At 40.2% G+C, this 20,642-nt stretch carries 23 protein-coding genes; 12 read left to right on the forward strand and 11 right to left on the reverse strand.

The genetic code is table 11. The annotated features are described in order from the left end of the window. Nucleotides 1–67: 67 nt before the first annotated feature. The 4 genes from nrfD to nrfA form a co-directional block, all read right to left on the reverse strand. Nucleotides 68–1,033, reverse strand: coding sequence for a cytochrome c nitrite reductase subunit NrfD (gene nrfD / locus DX522_RS08455; RefSeq protein ID WP_049363046.1), 966 nt, complete (start codon nucleotides 1,031–1,033; stop codon nucleotides 68–70). Further along, nucleotides 1,030–1,707 carry a cytochrome c nitrite reductase Fe-S protein gene (gene nrfC, locus DX522_RS08460; RefSeq protein WP_005695543.1) on the reverse strand — a complete coding sequence of 226 codons (678 nt, stop codon included), beginning with the start codon at nucleotides 1,705–1,707 and terminating at the stop codon, nucleotides 1,030–1,032. Before nrfC ends, nrfD begins: the two co-directional genes overlap by 4 nt. Then, nucleotides 1,707–2,372, reverse strand: a complete 666-nt coding sequence (nrfB, locus tag DX522_RS08465; protein ID WP_115180482.1) for a cytochrome c nitrite reductase pentaheme subunit — start codon at nucleotides 2,370–2,372, stop codon at nucleotides 1,707–1,709. Before nrfB ends, nrfC begins: the two co-directional genes overlap by 1 nt. A gap of 72 nt (nucleotides 2,373–2,444) precedes the next feature. Further along, nucleotides 2,445–3,968: an ammonia-forming nitrite reductase cytochrome c552 subunit gene (nrfA, locus tag DX522_RS08470; protein WP_177991529.1), complete on the reverse strand. Its 1,524-nt coding sequence runs from the start codon at nucleotides 3,966–3,968 to the stop codon at nucleotides 2,445–2,447. Between the two features lie 304 nt (nucleotides 3,969–4,272). On the opposite strand from nrfA, the gene DX522_RS08475 reads away from it, so the two are divergent. Next, nucleotides 4,273–4,992 carry a DUF554 domain-containing protein gene (locus DX522_RS08475; RefSeq protein WP_115180483.1) on the forward strand — a complete coding sequence of 240 codons (720 nt, stop codon included), beginning with the start codon at nucleotides 4,273–4,275 and terminating at the stop codon, nucleotides 4,990–4,992. A 21-nt stretch (nucleotides 4,993–5,013) separates the two neighbouring features. Here the strand turns inward: DX522_RS08475 and mutM are convergent, their stop codons facing one another. The 4 genes from mutM to radC form a co-directional block, all read right to left on the reverse strand. Next, nucleotides 5,014–5,829 (reverse strand): DNA-formamidopyrimidine glycosylase, encoded by an 816-nt coding sequence (mutM, locus tag DX522_RS08480; protein ID WP_115180484.1) that lies wholly within the window; start codon nucleotides 5,827–5,829, stop codon nucleotides 5,014–5,016. Nucleotides 5,830–5,901: 72 nt separating this feature from the next. Then, nucleotides 5,902–6,072, reverse strand: coding sequence for a 50S ribosomal protein L33 (gene rpmG, locus DX522_RS08485; RefSeq protein WP_005613503.1), 171 nt, complete (start codon nucleotides 6,070–6,072; stop codon nucleotides 5,902–5,904). Nucleotides 6,073–6,083: 11 nt separating this feature from the next. Then, nucleotides 6,084–6,320 carry a 50S ribosomal protein L28 gene (gene rpmB / locus DX522_RS08490; RefSeq protein WP_005599762.1) on the reverse strand — a complete coding sequence of 79 codons (237 nt, stop codon included), beginning with the start codon at nucleotides 6,318–6,320 and terminating at the stop codon, nucleotides 6,084–6,086. Between the two features lie 218 nt (nucleotides 6,321–6,538). Next, nucleotides 6,539–7,204 (reverse strand): RadC family protein, encoded by a 666-nt coding sequence (radC, locus tag DX522_RS08495; RefSeq protein ID WP_115180910.1) that lies wholly within the window; start codon nucleotides 7,202–7,204, stop codon nucleotides 6,539–6,541. Between the two features lie 201 nt (nucleotides 7,205–7,405). Between radC and coaBC the strand changes: the two genes are divergently transcribed. From coaBC to crp, 5 genes are all read left to right on the forward strand, one after another. Beyond that, nucleotides 7,406–8,608: a bifunctional phosphopantothenoylcysteine decarboxylase/phosphopantothenate--cysteine ligase CoaBC gene (gene coaBC / locus DX522_RS08500; RefSeq protein ID WP_115180485.1), complete on the forward strand. Its 1,203-nt coding sequence runs from the start codon at nucleotides 7,406–7,408 to the stop codon at nucleotides 8,606–8,608. Between the two features lie 73 nt (nucleotides 8,609–8,681). Further along, nucleotides 8,682–9,137, forward strand: coding sequence for a dUTP diphosphatase (gene dut, locus DX522_RS08505; RefSeq protein ID WP_115180486.1), 456 nt, complete (start codon nucleotides 8,682–8,684; stop codon nucleotides 9,135–9,137). Nucleotides 9,138–9,140: 3 nt separating this feature from the next. Continuing rightward, nucleotides 9,141–9,794: a nucleoid occlusion factor SlmA gene (gene slmA, locus DX522_RS08510; protein ID WP_005698358.1), complete on the forward strand. Its 654-nt coding sequence runs from the start codon at nucleotides 9,141–9,143 to the stop codon at nucleotides 9,792–9,794. Between the two features lie 21 nt (nucleotides 9,795–9,815). Further along, nucleotides 9,816–10,034: a YheU family protein gene (locus DX522_RS08515; protein WP_005695554.1), complete on the forward strand. Its 219-nt coding sequence runs from the start codon at nucleotides 9,816–9,818 to the stop codon at nucleotides 10,032–10,034. Between the two features lie 16 nt (nucleotides 10,035–10,050). Next, nucleotides 10,051–10,719, forward strand: coding sequence for a cAMP-activated global transcriptional regulator CRP (gene crp, locus DX522_RS08520; protein ID WP_070712795.1), 669 nt, complete (start codon nucleotides 10,051–10,053; stop codon nucleotides 10,717–10,719). A gap of 509 nt (nucleotides 10,720–11,228) precedes the next feature. Here the strand turns inward: crp and nagE are convergent. Continuing rightward, on the reverse strand, nucleotides 11,229–12,695 hold the full coding sequence (nagE, locus tag DX522_RS08525) for an N-acetylglucosamine-specific PTS transporter subunit IIBC (RefSeq protein WP_115180487.1): 1,467 nt from the start codon (nucleotides 12,693–12,695) through the stop codon (nucleotides 11,229–11,231). Nucleotides 12,696–12,925: 230 nt separating this feature from the next. On the opposite strand from nagE, the gene DX522_RS08530 reads away from it, so the two are divergent. From DX522_RS08530 to nagA, 6 genes are all read left to right on the forward strand, one after another. After that, nucleotides 12,926–13,615 carry an N-acetylmannosamine-6-phosphate 2-epimerase gene (locus DX522_RS08530; RefSeq protein ID WP_115180488.1) on the forward strand — a complete coding sequence of 230 codons (690 nt, stop codon included), beginning with the start codon at nucleotides 12,926–12,928 and terminating at the stop codon, nucleotides 13,613–13,615. Between the two features lie 11 nt (nucleotides 13,616–13,626). After that, nucleotides 13,627–14,565 carry an N-acetylmannosamine kinase gene (locus DX522_RS08535; protein ID WP_115180489.1) on the forward strand — a complete coding sequence of 313 codons (939 nt, stop codon included), beginning with the start codon at nucleotides 13,627–13,629 and terminating at the stop codon, nucleotides 14,563–14,565. After that, nucleotides 14,558–15,424 carry a MurR/RpiR family transcriptional regulator gene (locus DX522_RS08540; protein ID WP_005698439.1) on the forward strand — a complete coding sequence of 289 codons (867 nt, stop codon included), beginning with the start codon at nucleotides 14,558–14,560 and terminating at the stop codon, nucleotides 15,422–15,424. Before DX522_RS08535 ends, DX522_RS08540 begins: the two co-directional genes overlap by 8 nt. Before the next feature lie 9 nt (nucleotides 15,425–15,433). Then, on the forward strand, nucleotides 15,434–16,312 hold the full coding sequence (gene nanA, locus DX522_RS08545) for an N-acetylneuraminate lyase (RefSeq protein ID WP_005695560.1): 879 nt from the start codon (nucleotides 15,434–15,436) through the stop codon (nucleotides 16,310–16,312). Nucleotides 16,313–16,403: 91 nt separating this feature from the next. Next, the gene (gene nagB, locus DX522_RS08550) at nucleotides 16,404–17,207 is read left to right on the forward strand and encodes a glucosamine-6-phosphate deaminase (protein WP_115180490.1); all 804 of its coding nucleotides are present in this window, start codon (nucleotides 16,404–16,406) and stop codon (nucleotides 17,205–17,207) included. Nucleotides 17,208–17,243: 36 nt separating this feature from the next. Further along, entirely contained in the window at nucleotides 17,244–18,389 is a 1,146-nt protein-coding gene (gene nagA, locus DX522_RS08555; protein ID WP_115180491.1) for an N-acetylglucosamine-6-phosphate deacetylase, read from the forward strand. Nucleotides 18,390–18,453: 64 nt separating this feature from the next. On the opposite strand, the gene recF is transcribed toward nagA, so the two are convergent. After that, the gene (gene recF / locus DX522_RS08560; RefSeq protein WP_115180492.1) at nucleotides 18,454–19,536 is read right to left on the reverse strand and encodes a DNA replication/repair protein RecF; all 1,083 of its coding nucleotides are present in this window, start codon (nucleotides 19,534–19,536) and stop codon (nucleotides 18,454–18,456) included. A gap of 5 nt (nucleotides 19,537–19,541) precedes the next feature. Then, entirely contained in the window at nucleotides 19,542–20,642 is a 1,101-nt protein-coding gene (gene dnaN / locus DX522_RS08565; RefSeq protein ID WP_014064018.1) for a DNA polymerase III subunit beta, read from the reverse strand.

Here is a 20,642-nt window from a genome sequence, read left to right on the forward strand (position 1 = left end):
ACTTTATTCTTCTAAATAAACAAAAGGCGTATTGTATACGCCTTTTGATTAAATAAGAAGTTTATCCTTACGCAACGGTAAGTTGTCCGCCGTACAAGATGAAGTAACGTAAGCAGAGAACCCCTATTAAGTCGAAGATTGACACAAGGATAATAAAGTTCTTGTTGTATTTTAAGTTGTCTTTTACTGCAAGGTTCGCAAGTAGAGGAATGATGATACCAATTAAGAATACCCCAATCCAGAACACTGCACCCCAGAAGCCGGAAAGTGCATTGTGTAATGCAACCACTTTCTGACCACCACCGAAGTGTAGACCAACAAAGAAACAGATTAATAAACCAAGTTCAGTCACCATAATTGGCACTTCAAATTTATGAATGAAGTGTGATTCATGGCTATCACCCTTTAATTTACCTGCAATGAGGATAAATAAGAAGGTTGCTGCGATACCTGAAGAGGTACCAGAAGCCAGGAATAACGCTGGTAGAACAGGGTTATTCAACATTGGGTAACTGATCAATGCTGAAAGTAAGAAACCAGTATAAGCCCCTAGCACAGCGGCTAAGATGAAGAGAATAACTTCTACAGGACCAGTTAAACGTTCTAATACATTGATAATTTTACCGACGAAGCCGAGTTTTGGCATAAAACGTTGAATGAACGCCATGATATCTTCTTTGAAGATAACCGCACACCAACATACCAAGAACAGCATATAAACTTGGAATAACATTACCCCCATAGACATTACAGAGTTGAATTGATAGTTAAACATCAATTTCCAGAATGTCCAAGGACGTGCCAAGTGGAAAATTAACAGGGTTAAACCAATTAATGTTGGCACAGAACCTAAAACGGCGGCCGCTCGGATAATCCAGTTTTTGCTAGGATTTTCTAATTTGTGACTACGTTTATAAGCAATCGCTAATTGTACCGCACCGGAAGAAATACCAAGTAAGAATAAATAGATAGCGATTGTTGAATCCCACACCAAATTAGGTGTGTGAAACGGAACAGGATAATCTAATGTCATCTTCTTGGCTCCCCGTGTTGGAATGGAATATGGTAAAGATTTGGTTGAGTACCTAATTCCACTTTAGTGCGATAAACCGGATTTTCTTTCACTTTGCGGGAAACTGCACTGCTTGGATCATTCATATCGCCAAAGGTTAATGCTTTGGTTGGACAAGCTTCTACACAAGCAGGTTGTTTGCCAGCTGCTAAGTTTGTATCGCGACAGAAGTTACATTTATCCGCAGTACGGTGTACTGGGTGAATGAAACGTACGCGGTAAGGACAAACTGCAACACAGTATTGGCAACCTACACAAAGATCTTTATGCACATCGACGATACCTGTTTCAGGATCAATAAATGATGCACCGGTCGGACAAACTGCCACGCAAGGGGCGTTTGTACAGTGTTGGCAAGATTGACGGAAAAACTCGTATTCTTGATTTGGGAATTCGCCGTAAGGTTCACTACGGAGAATTTCCAAACGTGAAACGCCTTCAGGAACGTGGTTTGTTTCACGACAAGCATCCATACAAGCGGTACAGCCGATACAAGCTGTTTCGTCGTGTACCATTGCATAGCGTTTCGGTTTATCCGCCTTTTCCTCTTTCGCTAAAGAGGTAACTGATGTCCCCGTCATAAGGATTAATGCCCCCATGCCGGAAACAAAGTTTCGGCGTGAACAAGCTGTCATTATTTATCCTTTTGTTCGGTTGATTGCGTTTGTGATTGTGTGTCTTTTGCCGCTTTGCGTTTTTGTTGTTCGCCGTGGCAATCTACACAAAGTTTCACACGATTTTTCGGTTGAATACCTTTCATCGCATCATCTTTCGGGTGTAATGTGTGGCAGCTTGCACAAGGCAATTTCATTGCGTGAACATCGTGCGCCCAAAGTTTTTCACGAAGTTTTGCAGGTTGGTGACAAGCAAAACAAACTTGGTTTTGTTCTTGCGCGGTATACATTGGTTTTTTATCACCAAAGATATCGCCATCAAAACGCATCACATCTTTTGCACCACGACGGTGATCTTCCGAAATATTACCGTGACAGTTTACACAGTTAATCGGTTTACCTGTGTTAGGGCTTTTTTGATTTAAGTGTGCGCCGTGGAATTTACCAAAGTGTAATTCACCACCAGATTGATCTAAAGTTTGGTTTTTATCAACTTGGTCAAATTTGTGACATTTCGCACAATATTGGTTTGGGTCACGTTGGTTATCCAATTGTGGCTCATAAGTGAGTTGAGAGGCAGGTGTTTTTGCCATATCTTCCGCACTTGCAGCCATTGGCATTGCCGCAAGCATTGCAAGCAATGCGAGGGATTTTGCCGATTTGCTGATTAAAGAAGTTAAATTCATTCTGATTACCTCAAATATATGGTTAAAAATGACCGCACTTCGACACTTTAGTTACAAAGTGCGGTTCTTTTTTTATTGTTTTGTTGCGGTATCTTCAGCTAATTTGCCATTGGCTTTCGCTTCTTTTACCCATTGAGGTACAACAGTTTCTAAGAATTCTTTTTTCGCTTTACGTTCTTTCTCGATATCAATACCCATTACTTTCCATGCTTTATCAGCTGTAGAAATATCTGGTACTTCAACCGGAGTTTTCACGCCATGTTTAGTTAAGATTGCTGCAAGTTTAGCGCGTGCATCCGCTGCTTTGTCTATACCAGAACCTAATACGCGAAGCATTACATCAGGTGCGTGCATGTGACCACCGTGGCTTGCTGCTGTGTAGTCCCAACGCCATTGAGCGTGACGGATATCCATTAAAACAGGTTCCATTTCTTCTTTAGTTGCACCTGCATCCCATGCCGCTTTCGCTTCAAAGTGAGCACGAACAAGTTGATCTTCTAAACGACCCATTACATCTTTCACTTCTTTTTTACGTGAAGCAACGATGTCTTTAAGTTTTTCTTTGCTTTGATCGTGACAGTTTGCACAAGTGGTATCAAATGCATCGAATGGGTTTTGGATTTGGTGGTCGGTGTAAACTTTACCGTCTTTACCTTGTACTTTAGGCATGTGACAGTCGATACAAGTTACGCCGTTTTTACCGTGCATACCTAAAGACCAAATTTCAAAGTCAGGGTGTTGCGCTTTTAACATTGGTGCTTTAGAAAGAGAGTGAGTCCAGTCACTGAAGCCGATATCATCATAGTATTTTTCGATGTCATCAACAGTTTGACCGTTATCCCAAGGGAAGGTTACTTGTTTTAAGTCGCCCGCGAAGTAGTATTCAACGTGACAGTTTGCACAGATTTCAGCACGTTTTTCAGTGCGAGCAGCTGTGTTAAAGCTTAAGTTAGCTTGTTCTTTACCTTCAGCTTTTGCTTTTGCTTGAAGTGCATTATTTAAGTGATCTAATGCACGAAGAACGTGTGGACGAGCAATACGTAATGCTGGTTTGCCTTCGGCAAAGTCTTTTGATGTAGTATCGTGACAGTCTGCACAACCGATTGAGTTGACCACTTCAGGTCCACCTTTAGCCCATTTTGCACCAAAGTAACCATCTTCACCCCATTCTGCAATTAAACGAGGAACGTCTGGACCTTTACAAGTCCAACATGCCATTGGTTGTGGGCCATCATTTGCATTTTTGGGCGCACCAGTACGTAAAATATTACGTACATCTTCTACTGCATAAACGTGACCACGAGGTGCGTTATATTCTTTTGCGAAAGAATAGCCCCCCCATAACACGATTAAACGAGGATCTTGTTCATCAGCATAGATGATTTTGTCGCCTTTTTCAGTCGCTTTCCACGAATTGAATTGGCTAGGATATTTCTCAGCAAATTTTTCATTTACTGCTTCAATTTTTAAATTGGGGTTCGCTGCTTCCACAGGTTGTTCAAGAGGTTTGTACACCATTTCAGCCATCGCTGAGTTGTATACACCTAAAGCTGCGAAAGAAGTGGCCAAAACAAGGCTTTTTCTCAATGCGTTCACGATAATCACTCCATTAGGAAAGAATAAAAAAAACAATTTAAAATGCGAACAATTCCTATTAAGCTTTTGAATTCGCTCATAAAAATGGCTCAACGCAAGCATAAGATACCAAAAAGTAGTAGTTTTTATACGGTTTTTTTTCAAAAATTTGAGGTTGATCAAACTTTAAAATCAAAATACTTATAAAGAGGTATGTTGAGTATTAGAAAAGTGGTAGGTGAGTTGCATATTAAGAGGGAAAAGTGCGGTCGATTTTCATCTTGTTTTTCGTATAATAGGGTGAGTCAACTCGGAGAAGAATAATATGATTATCGGACCTTATATCAACGCACTGGCGATTATCAGTGGCGCAGTTATCGGTGCGGCGCTCGGTGGACGCATTCCAGAGCGTTTACGCACTAATCTAACCTTAATCTTTGGCTTGTGTTCGATGGGCATGGGTATTGTGATGATGGAGAAAACCACGAATATGCCGGCAATGATTTTATCGCTGTTATTAGGGACGATAATTGGCGAGTTGCTTTTATTGGAACATGGGATCAATAAGCTTGCCTCATCAGCGAAAGGCCTTGTTGAAAAGATGTTTCCTGATACACCAAGTAGCATGAATAGCCAAGAAGAGTTCTTATCTAAATTTGTTGCGATTGTGATTTTGTTTTCATTTAGTGGAACGGGGATTTTCGGGGCGATGAATGAGGGGATGACGGGGAATTTTGATATCCTTATTGTAAAATCCTTTCTAGATTTTTTCACCTCGATGATCTTTGCTACATCCCTCGGCATTTCAGTGGCAAGTATTTTTGTGCCACAAACATTGGTTCAAGTGATCTTAGCTTATTCTGCGGTGTTTATTATTCCTTTCGTGACACCTGAAATGCGAGGTGATTTTGCTGCGGTAGGCGGTATGCTAATGATAGCTGCGGGCTTTCGCATTTGTAATATCCAAATGTTCCATGTGGCGAATATGCTGCCGGCTCTTTTCCTCGCCATGCCAATTTCTCATTTCTGGAGTGCCTTTTTCTAAAAAATAGGCGTGTAATAACGCCTATTTCTTTTTCTGACAATGAGGGCAATAAAAGCTATTGCGTTGCCCAATAATCATACTTTCAATATTTGTGCCACATTTTGGACAAGGTTTATCTTTGTTTCCGTACACTAACAATTCCTGAGCAAAATAACCAGGGCGACCATCGGGTTGTAAGAAATCTTTTAATGTTGTTCCACCTTGTGTAATGGCTTTTGCTAATACGTCTTTAATTGTTTCAACGAGTAAGGCACATTGGCTTCGCGTAAGATTTTCGGCTAATTTCATGGGGTGCAAACCACATAAAAAGAGTGTTTCATTGGCATAAATATTTCCTACGCCCACGACGACGACATTATCCATTAAAAAGGTTTTAAGTGCGGTCGATTTCTTGCGTGATTTTTTAAAAAGGTATTCGGCGTTAAATTCATCTGAAAGCGGTTCAGGACCAAGTTTTAGGAAAAGATGAAAGTCATCTAAGTTTTCATTCCATAACCATGCACCGAAGCGTCTAGGGTCGTTATAACGCAGTAATTTCCCATTATTCATTACAATATCAAGGTGATCGTGTTTATCAATAGGACTATCGTGCGGCACAATTCGAACAGAGCCAGACATCCCTAAATGACCAATGATGTAACCTTTTTCTGTATGAATAATGAGATATTTTGCACGACGAGAAGTATCTAAAATTTTGACGTTTTTGAGCGTTGTTAATTCTGGAGAAACCACCCAACGTAATTGGGGTTGGCGCACTACAATTTTTTCAATGGTAAAACCTTTCAAATAGGGGGTGACACCGCGTAGGGCTGTTTCGACTTCAGGAAGTTCAGGCATAGATAATCTCGGTAATGAATTTGTGATATAAAAAAACCCGAACAATGTCGGGCTTTTTTCAAATCGGCAAAATTATTTGATTTTTGCTTCTTTATAGATAACGTGTTTACGCACTACTGGATCAAATTTTTTGATTTCCATTTTTTCAGGCATATTACGTTTGTTTTTATCAGTTGTGTAGAAGTGACCAGTCTCTGCTGTAGAAACTAAACGGATTTTCTCACGAGCGCCTTTAGCTGCCATGTTTTAGCTCCTTAGATTTTTTCGCCACGAGCACGGATTTCAGCTAACACTGCATCAATGCCTTTTTTATCGATAATACGCATACCTTTCGCAGTTAAACGTAAGGTCACGAAACGGTTTTCACTTTCAACCCAGAAACGGTGAGTGTGAAGGTTTGGAAGAAAACGACGACGTGTCGCATTCAACGCGTGTGAGCGGTTGTTACCCACAGCTGGACGCTTGCCTGTTACTTGACAAACTCTAGACATAATAATCTCCAATAATTTAAATATAAGCTCGAGCTTATGGTTCGGATAATGAAGCTTAAAACTAAGCTTGCTTCCTCGTCAGGTCGCAGTATCCGACCCACTTACTATATTAAAGGTCGCAAATTATACTGACTTTATTTTCATTTCTCAAGTCCAAAAGCGATTTTTCCGTCTTTAAATGGAAATGAACGATAAAAAAATCATCAAATTCCCTAAAACTATAACAGATTATGTTCAGCAAAAGAATAACAACTCCCTTTGCCGACAATAAAATGATCCAAAATACGAATCTCTATTAATTCAGCTGCTTCAATAATTTTTTGTGTAATCACTTTATCGGAATAGCTCGGTTCTGCTAGGCCAGAAGGGTGGTTGTGAGCCAAAATTAAGGCGGCCGCATTGCAGTAAAGGCTTTCTTTGATAATTTCACGTGGATAAACATTCGTCACATTAATTGTGCCTAAAAATAACCGCTCTTTTTTAATCAAACGATGTTGATTATCTAAAAATAACACCATAAAAATTTCACGTTCTTCGTGGTGAAGCTCCGTTTGAAGATAAAGCTTTACCGTAGATGTGTCGCTAAATACATGCTCTATCAGTAATTCTTGCTTCAGATACCGCTTTGTCATTTCTGTGGTGGCTTGCAGTTGAATAAACTGCGTAATGCCTAATCCTTTTACTTTGCAAAAGGCTTCTTTATCTGCACTTAATAAGGCTCGAAGGGATCCAAAATGTTGCAGCACGCTATGTGATAATTCCATAACAGGGCAACCTTTAATCCCTGTACGTAAGAAAATAGCGAGTAATTCGTGATCTTCTAGGGCTTCAACGCCATATTTCAACAATTTTTCACGAGGCATTAAAGGAGAGTTTGTCTGCATATTAATTAATGAAAAGAAAAAAGTGCGGTCAATTTTCATGATGTTTTTAGTCATTGCGAATTGTCTATTTTATTTTTGGAACAGAGATCGCAAAAATAAAATTTTTTATTGGCGAAATTTGAAGTAAAATAGGCGACCTTAAGTTGTTAAGTACTAACACACAAAACATATTCATTCTATTAAGTCATAGCGGAGTAGCAAATGAGCTTGAGCGGAAAGCGTATTATTGTCGGAATTACAGGAGGCATTGCCGCCTATAAAACCATTGAGTTTATTCGTTTATTACGCAAATCTAACGCAGAAGTTCGAGTGGCTTTAACGCCTGCAGCCGCTGAATTTGTCACACCTTTAACGCTACAAGCCATTTCAGGTAATGCGATTTCTCAATCTTTACTTGATCCTCAAGCTGAATTAGCCATGGGGCATATTGAGCTGGCCAAATGGGCTGATGCGATTGTGATTGCGCCAGCTAGCGCCGATTTTATTGCGCGTTTAACCGTTGGAATGGCAAATGATTTACTAAGTACGATTTGTCTCGCGACAAGTGCACCTATTTTGCTCGCACCGGCTATGAATCAGCAAATGTACCGCCAGGCGATTACACAACAAAATTTGACCGCCCTTTCTGCGCGAGGTATTCATTTTGTTGGGCCAAATAGTGGTTTTCAAGCTTGTGGCGATGTGGGTGCGGGTAGAATGTCTGAGCCAGCTGAAATTTTTGACTCGCTTCAATCACTTTTTGTGGTTCAACAAGATTTAGCTGATTTAAGCGTCGCTATTACGGCAGGCCCGACGCGTGAAGCTATCGATCCGGTTCGTTATATTTCTAATCACAGCTCAGGTAAAATGGGCTTTGCAATTGCCGAGGCCTTTGCAAAACGTGGGGCAAATGTCACCTTAATTGCGGGACCTGTTAATCTGGCTACACCGAAAAATGTTCATCGTATTGATGTGACAACCGCCCATGAAATGTGGCAAGCCTCCCTAGAAAGTGCGGTCAAAAATAGCATCTTTATTGGCTGTGCCGCTGTGGCTGATTATCGAGTTGCGGAAGTCGCGGATCAAAAAATTAAGAAAACCAATGATAACGATGAGCTTTCTCTTAAATTGGTGAAAAATCCAGACATTATCGCGAGTGTGGCAAGTTTAGAAAAAGATCGTCCATTTGTTGTGGGCTTTGCAGCTGAAACGCAAAATGTCGCTGAGTATGCGAAGAGCAAACTTCAACGCAAAAATTTAGATATAATTTGTGCTAATGATGTATCGGGCGGGCAAGTATTCGGACAAGATCAAAATGCCTTGCAGATCTTTTGGAAAACAGGCGAAAAAGCGTTGCCGTTAGCTGATAAAAATAAATTGGCAGAAGTGTTGGTCACTGAAATTGTTGAGCATTATCACAAATAACATACGTTCAAAATTCGTTGGATTTTGTGACTGCACTTTTGTATGACAGATTTCTTTTAAAGGATAAATAAGCATGAAAAAAATTGATGTAAAAATTTTAGATAGCCGTATAGGCAACGAATTTCCTTTACCAACCTATGCAACCAAAGGTTCAGCCGGTTTGGATTTACGTGCATTACTTGAAGAAGGCATTGAAATTCAACCAGGCGAAACCAAACTTATTCCAACAGGCCTTTCAATTTATATTGCCGATCCAAATCTTGCAGCAGTGATTTTGCCTCGTTCTGGTTTAGGTCATAAACACGGTATCGTATTAGGTAACTTGGTCGGCTTAATTGATTCAGATTATCAAGGTCCATTAATGGTGTCTGTATGGAATCGTGGTCATGAACCGTTCAAAATTGAAGTTGGTGACCGTATTGCGCAATTAGTCTTTGTGCCAGTAGTACAAGCAGAATTCAATATTGTCAGCGAATTTACCGAAACTGAACGCGGTGAGGGCGGTTTTGGTCATTCAGGTAAGAAATAAACTATGGTAGAACAATTATCTCTCGTAGAAGTTGATGAGATTGCCGCGGAAATCAAACCGCCAAAAATCGAAAAACGCACGGTAAAAGAACGTCGGCAACAAGTGTTGACGGTGCTTACCCATATGCTGCATTCTGAACGGGGAATGGAACGTATGACAACAGCACGTTTAGCGGAAGAAGTAGGGGTGTCAGAAGCGGCTCTTTATCGTTACTTCCCAAGTAAAACTAAAATGTTTGAAGCGTTGATCGATAATATTGAAGCGAATTTATTTAGCCGTATCACCACATCAATTCGTAATGAAACCAATACGATGAATAGAGTGCGTGACATTATGCAGATGATCCTTGACTTTGCACGTAAAAACCCAGGTTTAACACGTATTTTGACTGGACATGCCTTGATGTTTGAAGAGCCACTTTTACAGGCGCGTGTCGCGCAATTTTTCGATCGTCTTGAAATGCAATTTGTGAATATTTTACAAATGCGAAAATTACGTGAAGGGCGGGGTTTTAATGTCGATGAACGTATTATTGCAGGGCATTTAGTGACCCTTTGTGAAGGGCAGTTTATGCGTTACGTCCGCACAAACTTCCGTTTAGGCGCCAATCAAAGTTTTGAACAGCAATGGCGTTTTCTAGAACCGCTTTTTGCTTAATTGACTTTAGTTGATAAATATATGATTATTCCGTGGCAAGAATTGCCAACAGAAACCTTAGAAAACATTGTGGAAAGTGTGGTACTTAGGGAAGGTACTGATTATGGTTCACACGAGTTTTCTTTAGAACAAAAAAAACAACACCTACTAAACAAGATTCACAATGGAAGTGCAGTGATTGTTTGGTCAGAATTACATGAATCCATTGATATCAAAGATAAAATGGAATTTCTAAAATGAATCAATAGGAGCTTATATGTCAGAAGATGTAGAATTACTTGAAGAACAGAATCAGCAGGATGATGAGCAAGCTCGAGATCCTGCCCTTGACTGGTTCCTGACACACTGCCACTTACATAAATATCCTGCAAAATCAACGTTAATTCATGCAGAGGAAGATGCGAATATTCTGTATTTCTTAATTAAAGGGACTGTGATGGTTTCGTCAAAGGATGATGAGGGTAAAGAGATGATTTTATCTTATCTTGGAGCTGGGCAGTTTTTTGGTGAAGCAGGTTTGTTTGAGGAGGGGTCTAAACGTTCAGCTTGGGTTAAGACAAAAACGCCTTGTGAGATCGCAGAAATATCTTATAAGAAATATCGTCAGCTAGTTCAGATTAACCCAGAAATATTGATGTTCTTGACTGCACAATTGGCTAAGCGCTTACAAAATACTTCCCGACAAGTGACAAATTTAGCCTTTCTTGATGTAGCGGGTCGAATTGCGCAAGCGCTTATGCATTTGGCAAAACAGCCTGAAGCCATGACTCATCCTGATGGTATGCAGATTAAAATTACGCGTCAGGAAATCGGTCAAATGGTAGGCTGTTCACGTGAAACCGTAGGACGAATAATTAAGATGCTGGAAGATCAAAATCTAATTCATGCGCACGGTAAAACCATTGTGGTTTACGGCACTCGATAGTAAAAATAACCGTCTTTAATAAGACGGTTATTTTGTTTTTGTTACATTGATGTGATAGTTGAAATGCCTTTGTTAATTTTTATACGAAAAGCGAAAAAATACTTCTTTTAGTGCAATATCTTAATTGACAAAATAGCGGAAGACTTCTATCATACCACTGCCTTCCAATGTAGTTTCTTTGGAAGTCAGGATTGGTCTCCTGAATATATAAGTGGCTTTTAAAAGATTCTTAATCTTTTAATTTTATATCGCAGACTGGAACTCCAGAGATGCTTTAAATCTATGGTGGGCTAGGTAGAAATCCCGCAGGGATGCGATGCAGTAAGCCACTTGCTGTTAAGACCAATTCTGCTTAGTTCCACCACCCTTCAAAACAATCTTCAATTTTCAAACTTTCATTTAACTCACTTCGAACGAGAAATTCTCAGCTAAAGTGCGGTCATTTTTTACTTTATTTTTGGCAAAAAAACACCGACCCATTTCTGAGTCGGTATTTCATTTGGTGTGTGTTATTTCACTTTTTGTTTCATGGCTTCTGCCACAAGTTCCGCTTCAGGGCCGAGAACCACTTGTAAGCCATCGTTACCGATTTTCACGATACCTTTGGCGCCAAGAGACTTAAGCTGTTCTTCATTAATTTTGTGTTGGTCCACTAAGCTTAAACGTAAGCGAGTGATACAAGCATCAATATTTTTGAAGTTATCAGCACCACCTAAAGCATCAATAAATTTGACCGCTCTTTCTTCGCGAGATTGGTTCGCTGCTGATTGTGCTGCAGTGGTTTCTTCTGCTTCTTCTGTGCGACCTAATGTTTTTAAGTTGAATGCTTTAATTGCAAAACGGAATACTGCATAGTAAATCACGAAGAATACTAAGCCTTGTACGATTAGCATATACCATTCAACGGCTAACGGGTTGCGTGATGAAAGCACCATATCTACGAGACCCGCACTGAAACCGAAGCCCGCAATCCAATGCATTGTTGCCGAGATAAAGACGGAAATACCGGTTAATACCGCATGGATGAAGTAAAGCACTGGCGCAACAAACATGAAAGAGAATTCTAATGGCTCGGTGATACCTGTGAAGAATGAGGCAAATGCACCCGCAAGCATGATTGATGCCACTTTCGTTCTTTGACTTGGTTTAGCACTGAGATAAATCGCTAATGCGGCACCCGGTAAACCGAACATCATGACAGGGAAGAAACCGGCTTGATACATACCAGTGACACCAACCGTTGCCGTTCCTTCAGCAAGTGATTTCGCACCACCTAAGAAGTTTGGAATGTCATTGATGCCAGCTACGTCAAACCAGAATACAGAGTTCAATGCATGGTGTAAGCCAACAGGAATGAGTAAACGGTTAAAGAAACCGTAAAGACCTGCACCAACAGCGCCTAAATCTTTAATGCTTTCACCGAATGACACTAAACCGCCGAAAATATATGGCCAGATGTAAAGCAATACGAAGCTGATGAACATCATGACAAAAGAAACGACGATTGGCACGAGACGTTTTCCGCTAAAGAAGGAAAGCGCTTTTGGCAATTCTACTTGATAGAAGCGGTTATAAAGTTCAGCCGAAATCACCCCGATCAAAATCCCAATAAATTGGTTATTGATTTTCCCGAAAGCGGCGGGTACTTCACTTACATCAATATGTTGTAGCTGAGCAACACTGCCAGGTGAAAGTAGAGTGGTTACCACATAGTAACCCACTAAACCTGAAAGCGCAGCAGAACCATGTTTGTCCTTAGATAAACCGAAAGCAACACCAACGGCAAAAAGCAGGCCCATGTTATCGATGATAGCACCACCTGATTTAATTAAAAATGCAGCAAGTTGACTGTTAGCTCCCCAGCCATCTGGGTCAAGCCAATAACCAATCCCCATCAGTACAGCTGCTGCTGGTAAGACCGCAACAGGTACCATTAAGGCCTGCCCAATTTTTTGCGCATAACCTAACACATTCATTTTTTTCTCCTATTTTTATTAATAATGAAGTATTACTTCATATTTTAAAGTAAAAAAAAATATTTTGTATAGATGTTGTTACTTTATCTCAAATTTGAGAAGTCGATCACAAATTTTGAAATTGCACTTCAAAAAATATTTTTTTATGGTGCAAGTTTTACTGTGTTTTACTATAATGACCAGAAAGCCCAAAAGGAAACCAAGTGTTACTGTCTAATGTAGGAGTTTATATGTCGAAATTATCACATAATGAAGTCTTAGATAAAATCAAATTTGGTCTTATTGCTTCTTGTCAGCCTGTCGATGACGGCCCGATGGATAAACCAGAAATCGTGGCAGCCATGGCACAGGCTTCTGTTATTGGTGGCGCAGCGGGCTTGCGTATTGAGGGTGTAGAAAATCTTAAAGTAACACGCCCTACTGTGAATGTACCGATTATTGGTATTGTGAAACGTGATTTACCTGATAGCCCTGTACGAATTACTCCGTTTTTGCATGATATTGAAGATTTAGCGAAAGCCGGTGCAGATATTATTGCAGTGGATGGTACGAACCGTCCTAGACCAGTAGATATTGAAAGTTCGGTCAAAAAAATTCACGAATTAGGCTGTTTAGCCATGGCGGATTGTTCGAATTTAGAAGAAGGCTTGTACTGTCAAAAACTCGGTTTTGATATTGTGGGCAGTACGATGTCTGGCTACACAGGTGGCACTGTGCCGGAAGAGCCTGATTATCAATTAGTTAAAGATTTGAAAGCGGCAGGCTGCCGAGTCATGGCGGAAGGACGTTATAACACCCCTGAGTTGGCGAAAAAAGCAATTGAAATTGGTGCTTATTGCGTGACAGTTGGCTCCGCATTAACGCGTTTAGAGCATATTGTAAGTTGGTTCGCACAAGCTATTCGTTCAGCGAAAAAATAAAGGAAGAAGACATGTCATTAACAGTGGATAGTGGTCAGACATTACAGCGTTGTTTGGCATTAGATATTGGTGGCACGAAAATCGCTTCTGCTATAGTGAAAAATGGTGAAATTAAACAGCGAAAACAGATTTCTACGCCACAAGATGATGCTACGCAAGCGATGCATCAAACCCTTGCTCAGTTGTTAAAAGAATATGAAGGGCAGTTTGATTATGTCGCCGTTGCTTCAACGGGCATTATTAATCAAGGCGTTCTGACCGCACTTAACCCTAAAAATTTGGGTGGATTGGCTCAATTCCCATTAAAAGACAGTATTGCACAACATACCTATAAACCGATTGGTTTGCTTAATGATGTGCAAGCTGCAGCCTATGCAGAATATCAATTACAAAACCCTAATGATGTTCAAAACTTTGCCTTTATTACGGTTTCAACAGGCGTAGGGGGCGGTTTAATTTTAAATCATCGTTTACTTACTGAACCAAACGGCATTGCAGGACATATAGGGCATACTTTGGCTGATCCTAATGGCCCCATTTGCGGCTGTGGTCGCCGTGGCTGTGTTGAAGCCATTGCATCAGGTCGAGCGATTGAAGCAGTTTCTTCTCAATGGGATGATCCTTGTGATCCGAAAGAAGTTTTTGCACGTTTCCGTCAAAATGATGAAAAAGCAACCGCACTTGTGACTCGTTCAGCTCAAGCCATAGCGAATTTAATTGCGGATTTGAAGATTGGATTAGACATGCAAAAAGTCGTGGTTGGCGGTAGCGTAGGGTTGGCTGAAGGCTATTTACCGCTAGTTCAATCTTTATTAAGTGAACTTCCCGCTGTTTATAATTGCGAATTAGAAAGTGCTCAATTGGGACAAGATGCAGGCTTGATTGGGGCAGCTTATTGGGTAAAAGATTGCTTATTACAAGCAAAAAATACGGGAGTGGTTTATGGCTAAAAATGGCAATATTTTAAATACCATTAGCTCGTTGTATCGTAGTTTAACGAAGACTGAAAAGAAAATTGCGGATGCGATTTTATTGAATCCCGATCTTGCGGTGCAGGCTCCTTTAGCTGAAATTGCCGCCCATTTAGAAGTGGGGGAGGCGACCTTTGTGCGTTTTTGCCGTACTCTCGGCTTTAAAGGCTTCAGTGATTTTAAATTGGAATTATCCATCGAGCTTGCCACAAAAGATGGCAAAGATAACACCGTATTAGATTCAGATATTACCGATTCTGACAACTCATTGAATATTGCGCATAAGCTGAAATCTGCCATCAATAACGTGATGGATGAAACCATCAATTTATTAGATTTTGAGCAGTTGGAAGAAGCAGTAAAAGCCATTCAGCAAGCAAATCGTGTTTTCTTATTTGGTGTGGGTACATCCGGTATTACCGCGGAAGATGCCAAAAATAAACTGATGCGTATCGGTGTGCAAGTGGATGCCACGGGTAATAATCATTTTATGTATATGCAGGCATCGTTATTGACGAAAAAGGATGTGGCAATTGGTTTGAGCCATTCCGGTTATTCTCAAGAAACCACTCATACCATGAAAATTGCGAAAGAAAATGGCGCCAAAACCATTGCGATTACGCACAGCTTGCGTTCACCCATCACAGAATATGCCGATCTTGTTTTAGTGAATGGAAATAAGCAAGGCAAGTTGCAAGGCGACTCTATCGGCACGAAGATTGCTCAATTATTCGTATTAGATTTGATTTACGCTTTATTAGTACAGGCATCACAGGAAAGTGCGGTCAAAATAAAGCAAAAAACATTAAATGTCATTTTAGAACAACGTATCAAATAGGAGAGAAAAATGCGTAACTTAAAAGGTATTTTTAGTGCGTTATTAGTATCATTCAATGAAGATGGCTCTATCAATGAAAAAGGTTTGCGTGAAATCATTCGCTATAACATTGATAAGATGAAAATTGATGGTTTATATGTAGGCGGTTCAACAGGTGAAAACTTCATGCTTTCTACGGAAGAGAAAAAACAAATTTTCCGTATCGCGAAAGATGAAGCAAAAGACCAAGTAGCACTAATCGCACAAGTGGGTAGCGTGAACTTACATGAAGCAGTGGAATTAGGTAAATATGCAACGGAATTAGGCTATGACAGTCTTTCCGCAGTAACACCGTTCTACTACAAATTCAGCTTCCCTGAAATCAAACATTACTATGACACTATCATTGCTGAAACAGGCAATAACATGATCGTGTACTCAATTCCGTTCTTAACAGGCGTGAATATGGGGATTGAGCAATTCGGCGAACTTTATAAAAACCCGAAAGTGCTAGGTGTGAAATTTACCGCTGGGGATTTCTATCTATTAGAACGCTTGAAAAAAGCTTATCCAAACCACCTCATTTGGGCTGGTTTTGATGAAATGATGGTGCCAGCTGTATCTCTTGGTGTAGATGGTGCGATCGGTAGTACATTCAACGTAAACGGTGTGCGTGCAAGACAAATCTTTGAATTAACCAAACAAGGTAAATTGGCTGATGCGCTTCAAGTTCAACACGTGACCAATGACCTTATCGAAGGCATTTTAGCGAATGGCTTATATCTCACTATCAAAGAGTTATTGAAACTAGATGGTGTGGATGCAGGTTATTGCCGTGAGCCAATGACAGCGAAAGCAACACCAGAGCAATTAGCGAAAGCGAAAGAGTTAAAAGCAAAATATTTATAAATTAATGGAAAAGTGACCGCACTTACTTCTTTCCTCTCTCTATAGCGAGGGAGGAAAGAATGTCAGTGTGGTACGGATAAGGAAGGTTATTATGCGTCTCATTCCTCTTAACAATGAACAACAAGTCAGCCGTTGGGCGGCGCGTCATATTGCTGATCGAATTAATCATTTTAAACCTACCGCAGAACGTCCTTTTGTATTAGGTTTACCAACAGGTAGTACACCACTTAAGACTTATCAAGAGTTGATTAAATTAAATCAAGCGAGAGAAGTGAGTTTTAAACATGTGGTGACCTTTAATATGGATGAGTATGTTGGTCTGCCAAAAGAACATTCAGAAAGTTACCACAGTTTTATGCATAATAATTTCTTCAATCATATTGATATTCAACCGCAAAATATCAATATTTTGAATGGTAATACCAATGACCATGATGAAGAATGTCGCCGTTATGAAGAAAAAATTAGATCTTACGGCAAAATCCATTTATTTATGGGCGGTGTGGGCGTTGATGGCCATATTGCCTTTAATGAACCTGCGTCTTCTTTAAGTTCGCGTACCCGTATTAAAACTTTAACACCTGATACCATTATTGCTAATTCTCGTTTCTTTAATAACGATGTAAATCAAGTGCCCAAATATGCTTTAACAATCGGCGTGGGTACATTACTTGATGCTGAAGAAGTGATGATTTTAGCAACAGGTCATAATAAAGCCTTAGCCGTGCAAGCTGCAGTTGAGGGCAGTATTAATCACCTTTGGACAGTGAGTGCTTTACAGCTTCATCGTCATTTCGTTTTGGTATGTGATGAGCCTGCATTGCAAGAATTGAAAGTGAAAACAGTGAAATATTTTACCGAATTGGAAGGTCGCGCGATTCATAGTGTGTTATAAGTGCGGTTAATTTTAATTTGATTTTAGGAAGGTATGATGAAGTATGCATTAATTAACAGCGTAATCTACACGAAAAATGAAGTGTTAAGAGATTATGCAGTGATTATTGAAGGGGAATATATTCAATCTGTTATTCCACAAAGCGAATTAGAAAGTGAGATTAAAACCATTGATTTAAAAGGGCATAATCTCACAGCAGGCTTTATTGATTTGCAATTAAATGGCTGCGGTGGCGTGATGTTTAACGATCAAACAAGCGTAGAAACATTAGAAATCATGCAAGCCACTAACTTGAAATCAGGCTGTACTAGTTTCTTACCAACGTTTATTACTGCACCGGATGAAGATATCAAATACGCAGTAAATATCATGCGTGAGTATTTGAATAAGCATAAAAATCAAGCGCTTGGCTTACACATCGAAGGACCTTATTTGAGTCTAGAGAAAAAAGGCGTGCATCGCCCGGAATATATCCGTGAAGCGACGCCAGAGATGAAAGATTTCTTATGTGATAATGCAGATGTCATCACCAAACTTACGATTGCTGCTGAAAACCCAACGGTGCAATATATTCCTGATTTTGTGAAAGCAGGCATTATTGTGTCTATTGGTCATTCTAATGCGACTTATGAAGTGGCGAAAGCTGCCTTTCATAAAGGTGCGACTTTTGCTACTCACTTACACAATGCCATGTCGCCGATCAGCTCAGGACGTGCGATGGGCGTAGTTGGTGCGGTATTAGACTCCGATGTTTACACAGGCATTATTGTAGATGGCGTGCATGTGAATTTTGGTAATGTTCGTTTAGATAAGAAAGCGAAAGGTGACAAACTTTGTATTGTGACCGATTCCATTGCTGCTGCAGGTGCACCACCTGAATTGGAAACCTTCACTTTTGTAGGAAAACCGATTTATGTGAAAGAAGGTCGTTGCTACGATGCAAATGGTACGATTGCAGGTGCATCAATTACCATGATGGAATCCATCAAAAATGCAGTGGAGTATGTGGAAATTCCATTAGCAGAAGCCATTCGCATGAGTAACCTTTACCCTGCGAGAGCGATTGGCGTAGATGACCGTTTAGGCTCAGTTGAAGCAGGTAAAGTCGCAAACTTAGCGGTATTCACAAAAGATTATGACGTGATTGGTACCGTATTGAATGGTGAATGGAAACCAAACTAAAGTGCGGTCAAAAATAGTATTGTTTTAAATGTAATCCGATCCTTAAACAAGATCGGATTATTTTTTATAGTTGCAATTCGGTGATCTTACCGCTATCTACTTGGAACAATTTTCCTTTTCCCACTTGCATCTCTTTGAGTTGACCTTGAGTAATAGCGGTTACGAAAACTTGAGAACCACTTTGTTGCAAGCGTTCCGCAAGCAGGGCTCGTTTATGTTGATCCAACTCAGAGGCAAAGTCATCAATTAAAAAGATGCAATGACGCTGTTTTTGAATCATTAAATGTTCACCTTGCGCTAAACGTAGTGCGCACATCAATAATTTTAATTGACCACGAGAGAGCACATCTTCTACAGGTAGTCCATTGGCTTTAAAGCGGAAATCCGCTTTTTGTGGACCAGAAACCGTATAGCCAATGGCTTTGTCTCGCTCAAAGTTTTGCGCCAGTAATTCACCATATTCTGTTTCTTTCTCCCAGCCTTGATGAAAGCTAACAGTAATCTCTAATTCAGGTAAAAATAACTGGCAGGTTTTTTCAATTTCTGGGCGCAAGGCTTCTGCATATTCAGCTCGCCAATCACTCACTTGGTGGGCTAATTTAGCTAATTCAATATCCCATATTTTTATTGCAGAATAAGGCTGATTTTGACTTAATGCAGCATTTCGCTGTTTTAATAAGCGGTTTAATGCAACCCAAGAGGAATGGAAACTATTATGGTGGTGGAATAAGCCCCAATCTAAAAATGCACGTCGAAAACTAGGGCCGCCATTTAATAAGGTAAGTCCTTCAGGCGTAATTAATTGCATGGGTAAAAGGTGAGCGAGATCGGCAATTTTGTTACCATCTTCACCGTTTATTTTTGCAATGGTATTACCTTGACGAAGTTTTTGTAAGCCAACAGACCATTGATGCTGACTTTCTTGAATTTGGCCAAAAAGCGTGAAATGCGGTTCATCGTAAGAAATGATGCGATTTGCGACCGCACTTTTGAAAGAGCGTCCATGTCCGAGATAAAAAATTGCTTCTAATAAGCTCGTTTTTCCGCTGCCGTTGTTACCAACTAAAAAGTTAAAGCCGTGATCAAATTCAAGATCCACGGCATTTAAATTTCTAAATTTTTCAACAATTAAGCGGGAAATGGCCATTATTCTTAGAGGCGCATTGGCATAATGACGTATTCTGCGCTTGCATCTTCACTGTTTTCAATTAAACAGCTTGATGACGCATCAGTGAGGCGAATACGTACTTGTTGGCATTTTAAGGCGTTCAATACATCTAAAATGTAAGTCACATTAAAGCCCACTTCCATTTCTTCACCTTGGTAGTTTACATCAACAATTTCTTCCGCCACTTCGTGTTCTGGGTTAGATGCGGTAATTTTAAGTTGGTTTTCACTTAAGTTTAAACGCACACTGCGCACACGCTCATTAGAAAGGATAGAAGCACGTACAAAAGCTTGTTTTAAGGTTTCCCAGTTACCTTCTACGATACGCGTTGCATTACGTGGTAATACACGACGGTAATCAGGGAAGCGACCATCAATGAGTTTTGAGGTAAACACAATGTGGTTTAAGTGGATACGAAGATTATTCGTGCCGATTTGCAAACGAGCAAGTTCGTCACTGCTTTCTAATAAGCGATTCAGTTCTAATACACCTTTACGAGGGAGGATAACTGAATGGGTTTGTAGATCTTGATCTAATTCGATCGTACAAACGGCAAGACGGTGACCGTCAGTTGCAACAGTACGTAATAAATTACCTTCCGTTTCAAATTTCATGCCGTTTAAGAAATAGCGGGCATCCTGGTTTGCCATTGAAAATTGGGTTGCTTCAATTAAGCGACGCAAGGTGCTTTGCGGTAAGGCAAAATCCACTTCAGATTGCCAATCCGTTAGATTTGGGTATTCTTCAGCGGGCAGAGTAGTGAGATTAAACTTACTGCGACCTGATTCTACAATGGCTCGATCTTCTTCAAAGGTAACTGTAATTTCAAATTCATCTGATAGCGTGCGGCAAATATCTAAGAATTTTTTAGCCGGAATAGTGAACGCGCCATCAGCGGTTGAAGACGAAAGTTGAGTATAGCTAGAAAGCTCAACTTCAAGGTCTGTCCCTGTGATCGTTAAACGGTTATCTTCAATTTGTAATAACACGTTATTTAATACAGGAATATTCGGACGATTGCTCAATACGCCACAAACTTGCTGTAAGGGTTTTAATAGATTTTCTCTTGAAATGCTAAATTGCAT

The organism is Haemophilus parainfluenzae, assembly GCF_900450995.1.
Taxonomy (GTDB): Bacteria; Pseudomonadota; Gammaproteobacteria; order Enterobacterales; family Pasteurellaceae; genus Haemophilus_D; species Haemophilus_D parainfluenzae_O.

Bases quoted from the DNA above. Each gene is read 5' to 3' on its own strand.
- nrfD (WP_049363046.1), bottom strand. From the start codon at position 1,033: ATGACATTAGATTATCCTGTTCCGTTTCACACACCTAATTTGGTGTGG.
- nrfC (WP_005695543.1), bottom strand. From the start codon at position 1,707: ATGACAGCTTGTTCACGCCGAAACTTTGTTTCCGGCATGGGGGCATTA.
- nrfB (WP_115180482.1), bottom strand. From the start codon at position 2,372: ATGAATTTAACTTCTTTAATCAGCAAATCGGCAAAATCCCTCGCATTG.
- DX522_RS08475 (WP_115180483.1), top strand. From the start codon at position 4,273: ATGATTATCGGACCTTATATCAACGCACTGGCGATTATCAGTGGCGCA.
- mutM (WP_115180484.1), bottom strand. From the start codon at position 5,829: ATGCCTGAACTTCCTGAAGTCGAAACAGCCCTACGCGGTGTCACCCCC.
- rpmG (WP_005613503.1), bottom strand. From the start codon at position 6,072: ATGGCAGCTAAAGGCGCTCGTGAGAAAATCCGTTTAGTTTCTACAGCA.
- rpmB (WP_005599762.1), bottom strand. From the start codon at position 6,320: ATGTCTAGAGTTTGTCAAGTAACAGGCAAGCGTCCAGCTGTGGGTAAC.
- radC (WP_115180910.1), bottom strand. From the start codon at position 7,204: ATGCAGACAAACTCTCCTTTAATGCCTCGTGAAAAATTGTTGAAATAT.
- coaBC (WP_115180485.1), top strand. From the start codon at position 7,406: ATGAGCTTGAGCGGAAAGCGTATTATTGTCGGAATTACAGGAGGCATT.
- dut (WP_115180486.1), top strand. From the start codon at position 8,682: ATGAAAAAAATTGATGTAAAAATTTTAGATAGCCGTATAGGCAACGAA.
- slmA (WP_005698358.1), top strand. From the start codon at position 9,141: ATGGTAGAACAATTATCTCTCGTAGAAGTTGATGAGATTGCCGCGGAA.
- DX522_RS08515 (WP_005695554.1), top strand. From the start codon at position 9,816: ATGATTATTCCGTGGCAAGAATTGCCAACAGAAACCTTAGAAAACATT.
- crp (WP_070712795.1), top strand. From the start codon at position 10,051: ATGTCAGAAGATGTAGAATTACTTGAAGAACAGAATCAGCAGGATGAT.
- nagE (WP_115180487.1), bottom strand. From the start codon at position 12,695: ATGAATGTGTTAGGTTATGCGCAAAAAATTGGGCAGGCCTTAATGGTA.
- DX522_RS08530 (WP_115180488.1), top strand. From the start codon at position 12,926: ATGTCGAAATTATCACATAATGAAGTCTTAGATAAAATCAAATTTGGT.
- DX522_RS08535 (WP_115180489.1), top strand. From the start codon at position 13,627: ATGTCATTAACAGTGGATAGTGGTCAGACATTACAGCGTTGTTTGGCA.
- DX522_RS08540 (WP_005698439.1), top strand. From the start codon at position 14,558: ATGGCTAAAAATGGCAATATTTTAAATACCATTAGCTCGTTGTATCGT.
- nanA (WP_005695560.1), top strand. From the start codon at position 15,434: ATGCGTAACTTAAAAGGTATTTTTAGTGCGTTATTAGTATCATTCAAT.
- nagB (WP_115180490.1), top strand. From the start codon at position 16,404: ATGCGTCTCATTCCTCTTAACAATGAACAACAAGTCAGCCGTTGGGCG.
- nagA (WP_115180491.1), top strand. From the start codon at position 17,244: ATGAAGTATGCATTAATTAACAGCGTAATCTACACGAAAAATGAAGTG.
- recF (WP_115180492.1), bottom strand. From the start codon at position 19,536: ATGGCCATTTCCCGCTTAATTGTTGAAAAATTTAGAAATTTAAATGCC.
- dnaN (WP_014064018.1), bottom strand. From the start codon at position 20,642: ATGCAATTTAGCATTTCAAGAGAAAATCTATTAAAACCCTTACAGCAA.